Genomic DNA, 5,146 nt, shown 5'->3' on the forward strand with positions numbered 1-5,146 from the left:
AATCCGGGAGCAGAGTATTATCCAAGTAAACATATAAAAATAATTACCGATTATTTAAATGCTGTGCAAAGCGGTGATATTAATCGTTTAATAATTAATATACCGCCCAGGAGTTTAAAATCTATTTGTGTAAGTGTTGCTTGGCCTGCTTATTTACTTGGGGCGAGTCCCACCAAAAGAATTATGGCTGCCAGCTATTCTCAAATACTTAGCATTAAACGCTCACTAGATTGTCGGTTTATTTTAAATTCCGATTGGTATAAAGAACTTTTTCCAAATACTATCCTTAGTAAAACCCATAACCAAAAAAGCAAGTTTCTAACAACTGCTAACGGTTTTAGCTTTGCAACATCGGTTGGGGGATCGGCAACAGGTGAGGGCGGTGATATATTAATTATTGATGATCCGCATAATCCTACGCAAATTAACTCTTATAAAATACGTAAGAAAGTTATAGATTGGTTTGAGCAAACTTTTGTTAGTAGGCTAAATAATCGCAATAAGGGAGCGATAGTTTTAGTTATGCAGCGTCTTCATACGGAGGATTTGTCCGGTTATTTACTTAATAATGGCAATTTATGGCATCATTTAAAAATTCCGGCGATTAGCATTCAAGATTATTCTTTTAAATTAATGACTAATAATAGAGACAAAGAATATCAATATCTTAGTGGTGAGGTGTTAGATAGCTTTAAAGAACCTTCTGATTGCTTAGCAAAATTAGAACAAGAAATAGGTAGTTATAATTATAATGCCCAATATTTGCAAGAACCGATAGCTATGGGGTCATCTGTGCTTAATATGGAAGATATTAGCTTTTATGAAAGTCTACCTGAGAAGTTTGATTATTTGGTACAAAGCTGGGATACAGCAATTAAGATTTCTGAAGATTCCGATTATAGTGTTTGCGCTATATGGGGAATTTTAGATCAGAGATACTATTTAACATCATTAATGCGGAAAAAGATTAATTATCCTGAGCTTAAGAATTTGACAGAAAAATTAGCAAACGAGTATAAACCGAGATTTATACTAATTGAGGATAAGGCAAGCGGTCAGCAATTAATTCAAGATATAGGGTTTCTGGGTGATAATATTAGGGTAATCGGGATTAAGCCAAGGCTCGATAAAATTACAAGATTTGCCTCGGTAGTTCCTTTATTTCAAGCTGGTAGTGTTCTAATACCCAGACAATCAAGCATAATTTTAAAGGAATTGCTAAATTTTCCTCATATTAAAAATGACGATATAGTAGATTCTGTTAGCCAATTTTTGAATTTTATGAAGGATAAATCGTTTAAATATCCTGCAAGAATCAGAAATTTAGTATAAAAATAGTTGCTTTTTTGGATAGATGTTGGTAGTATTACAGCGGTTTAGTAGGCTTTAAAAACGTCATTGCGAGAAGAATTACGTAGTAATCAGGGCGAAGCCTTGATGCGGCAATCTCAGGAATTTTATATTACTTGATAAGATTGCCACGCTCCTTATAGTCGCTCGCAATGACGTTAGACAGCACAAAAATAACCAAGGCTGGGTAGCAAAGTGGTAATGCCGTGGACTGCAAATCCTCTATTCGTCGGTTCGATTCCGACCCTGGCCTCCATTATAGAAATTAAAAAATCTTATGGAATTTATCTCGCAATTCCTAGAAATGCTCTTAGCGGAACGAGCATTATCAAAAAATTCCATACTTAGCTATAAGCGTGACTTATTCGATTTCCAAAACTATCTTGCTAAACAAAAATTATCAGAATTAAATACCACTATGGAAAATATCAGAAATTGGATTGAGTATTTAGCAAGTAATGATTTACAAGCTCGTTCTATTAATCGAAAAATCTCAACTATAAAAAGCTATTATGAATTTTTAATTAGCGAAAATCATACCAAATTAAATCCGGTTCTTAACGTAGATTTACCAAAATATCAAAATAAACTTCCTGAAATATTGTCTATAGATCAAATTAAATCGTTACTTGAATATTGCTCCCAAGATGCTACGCCGGAAGGGATCAGGCTTAATGCTATGATACATTTATTATATGCTAGCGGTCTTAGAGTCTCGGAGCTGGTTAGTATTAAGCTTACTGATATTTTGACTAATAAAGTGTCAGGAGGAGGCGTTAAAAAAATATTCTCTGTACTTGGTAAAGGTAATAAAGAAAGAATTATAGTAATAAATGAGCAAGCAATTGGCAGTGTTACTAAATATCTTGAGATTAGAGATGTTTTTGTGAATAAAGCAAAACCAAAAAATCTAATTTATTTATTCCCCTCATCAGCTATTGCCGGTTATATGACTAGGCAAAATTTTGCAATCCTGTTAAAATCTGCCGCTCTTTATGCAGGGCTTAATCCTGAATATATTTCTCCGCATATATTACGCCACAGCTTTGCAAGTCATTTGCTTGAGGGCGGAGCAGACTTAAGAGTGATTCAAGAGCTACTTGGTCATGCTGATATATCTACAACCCAAATATATACTCATCTTCAAACTAATCATCTAAAAAAAGCATTATTGCATCATCCCCTCAGTAAAAATTAATTTATTTTAATATCTCTATAAAGTACTTGTTAATATTTTTTAACTAAATATAATTCCCCCTTATTTTAATATATAAAGGTAGAGTTATTATGGGGCTTAAGAAAATTGTAACTTCTTGTATTGGTGGTTCTAAAGAAAGTCAAGAAGAATATCCTGCATTAGATCAAAAAAAAGATGTAGAGCCCAATGTCTATTCCGGGGTCTATTCTGGGGTAGGACACAAAAACTTAGAAAGAGAAGATTATTTAAAGTTAGTTCAAAAGGTCAATAATGAAGATAAAATCTTTATAGCTGGAATAATTAATAATATTTTGCAAAAGGAAATTACATTAGAAGATTTAAATAATTTAAAAGAATTAAAAAAAGAAAATAAAGAACTTTTTCTTGAAGATTTAAAATTGCTAGTATGTGATGGGGCATTACATAAACTTAACCAAAAAATAATGGAACATGCTAAAGATTTAACAGCTTCTGATGATTCAGTTTTTTTACTTCGTGGTTCTAATAATGGTATATTTCGTGATTTATTTTATTTAGAAGCAAAAAATAACAAGTGGAAGGTAAGTATAGATGATAATCAAACATTAACATTTAGTCTGCCTAAGTGGTTGCTTGAACTTTATCAGTCTTTAACTATCAATTTTTATGAAAAAAAATTTGAAGAAAAAGAATTTCAGAAAAAATTATATCAAAAATTATTACCTGATTGTCAAATTCCTTTTGAAAAACTAATTGAAGAAAAAGAATTGCAGAAAAAATTATATCAAAAATTATCGCCTGATTGTCAAATTCCTTTTGAAAAACTAAATTTTTTTGAAAGTTTTATTGAATGCCTAAAAGAATTTTATATTAAAAATAGTTTAGCACAAAGTATAATGTATTTATTTATCAGTAATTTTTTTAAGCAAGATGTAGTAAAGAATGCAGATGTAAATAAATTGACTGTGTTAGGAAACTTAGAAAAAAAATTAAATGATATGGAAAGTGTTTATATTAAAAGTCTAGGGGATTTAGATATTTTAAGTAACCTTGGTTATCCCACATATAATGAAATAATACCATTAGAATCAATAGAAATTCTAGGAAATAGCGAAAGCCCAGTATGACTTTCTAGATACTGTCTTAAAGTTTTGATTATAAATATAGTAAAAACATCTAGAAATTAATTTAATCTATAACTAATATTTAAATAATTATAGGTTAGATTAATACTAAATATGGCTACAAAAAATAAAAAAGAAACAGTGAATACTGAAACAAAAAATTTAGCAAATTTAGTTATCAAAGAAATAGGTAACGAAAATTTTGATTTTGATGTTTTGCAAAAGATGCAGCAGGCTTTCAGTACTGCAAGTAAGCAAAAGCAAAGGGAAGCTTTTATAAGTTTTTTAGATAAAAAGCTTAATAAAGAGCAATTACATAAACTTAATCAAGCAATAATGGAAAATGCAAATGAATTAATGCCGGATAATGATCCTAATTTCGTTTGTCGTACTCCTAATAATAAAGTTTTTCAAGAAATATTATTATTGGAAGCAAAACGCTCAGGTATGAAAGCAAAATTTAATGCTAAGGGAGAATTACAACCTCTTGATGTAAAAGATATAACTCAGGAAATATTAGATAATTATCGTATTTTACAAGAAAAATTTTATCCCAAAAGAGATTATAAAGATTTGGTAGATAGTAGAATAGCTCAAAGTATTAATTTTTTATTATATGCTCCACTTTTCCGAGAATCAGAGATATATGCAAAATTAGGTTTAAAATCAGCTGAGATAGAGCAAAAAATACAAGACCCTAACGGTAAGTATGTAAAACAATTAGTAGATGCTAAAATAGGAACCAGTACACATTTTAATACCAAAAAAAATTTAGAAAATAAAGCAAATGAAGAAAAAGATACTAAAATATCTTCAATAATTGAAAAAGCAATAACAACCTTAGAGAAAGACAAAAAGGTAAATATTGAAGATAAGAGACGAGGAGAAATAAAAAGGCATTTATCTAAATCCTTAGAAGGAGCTTCTGATTATATATTAACATTCAAAAAAAATGATTTAGTAGATGTAATATATCAAGGATTACATAAAAGACAAACTTGGTGGTCAAAGATTGTTAATTATATAGGTATAAAATCATATTTTATTTCTAAAGAAAATCTTAAAAAAATAGGAAAAACAATAAATAGTGAAGTTAAAAATTCTCATACTCCTTTAAAGATAGAAGTACAAGAACAGTTAAAACAAATTTCAAAAAGTGAAGTTAAAAATTCTCATACTCCTTTAAAGATAGAAGTACAAGAACAGTTAAAACAAATTTCAAAAGAGTTAAATAGATTAAATAACCCGGCATTGCCGTCAGAGGTTAAAAAGGCTCAGGCAAAATCTAAAAAACCGCCTGTTCCTCCAAAACCTGAACACCTCAAAAAAAGAAATCACGGATTGTGATTGGTAATCCTCCCCAAAAACAATCGACAAAAGGAGTAGAATTTTTTAGAAGTAAAGAAGGAGATTCTATAAATGACAATATCAAAACACAGTGATAGCCAAATCATGTCTATCTTAAAGCAGGCGAGCAGTGGGATGCCTGTAGCAT

Annotated in this window: 4 protein-coding genes and 1 tRNA gene; all 5 read left to right on the forward strand. The window is 30.1% G+C overall.

From position 1 onward, the window contains the following. A partial coding sequence (terL, locus tag AC1Z7D_RS05780; protein WP_482602780.1) for a phage terminase large subunit occupies positions 1-1,332 on the forward strand: 1,332 nt, incomplete at its 5' end. Between the two features lie 199 nt (positions 1,333-1,531). After that, positions 1,532-1,606, forward strand: a tRNA-Cys gene (locus AC1Z7D_RS05785). A 21-nt stretch (positions 1,607-1,627) separates the two neighbouring features. Next, positions 1,628-2,548 carry a site-specific tyrosine recombinase XerD gene (xerD, locus tag AC1Z7D_RS05790; RefSeq protein ID WP_482602782.1) on the forward strand — a complete coding sequence of 307 codons (921 nt, stop codon included), beginning with the start codon at positions 1,628-1,630 and terminating at the stop codon, positions 2,546-2,548. An 89-nt stretch (positions 2,549-2,637) separates the two neighbouring features. Then, positions 2,638-3,654 carry a DUF5410 family protein gene (locus tag AC1Z7D_RS05795; RefSeq protein WP_482602784.1) on the forward strand — a complete coding sequence of 339 codons (1,017 nt, stop codon included), beginning with the start codon at positions 2,638-2,640 and terminating at the stop codon, positions 3,652-3,654. Between the two features lie 111 nt (positions 3,655-3,765). Then, on the forward strand, positions 3,766-4,998 hold the full coding sequence (locus AC1Z7D_RS05800) for a DUF5410 family protein (protein WP_482602786.1): 1,233 nt from the start codon (positions 3,766-3,768) through the stop codon (positions 4,996-4,998). Positions 4,999-5,146: the final 148 nt, after the last annotated feature.

This window comes from Rickettsia sp. (assembly GCF_965035265.1).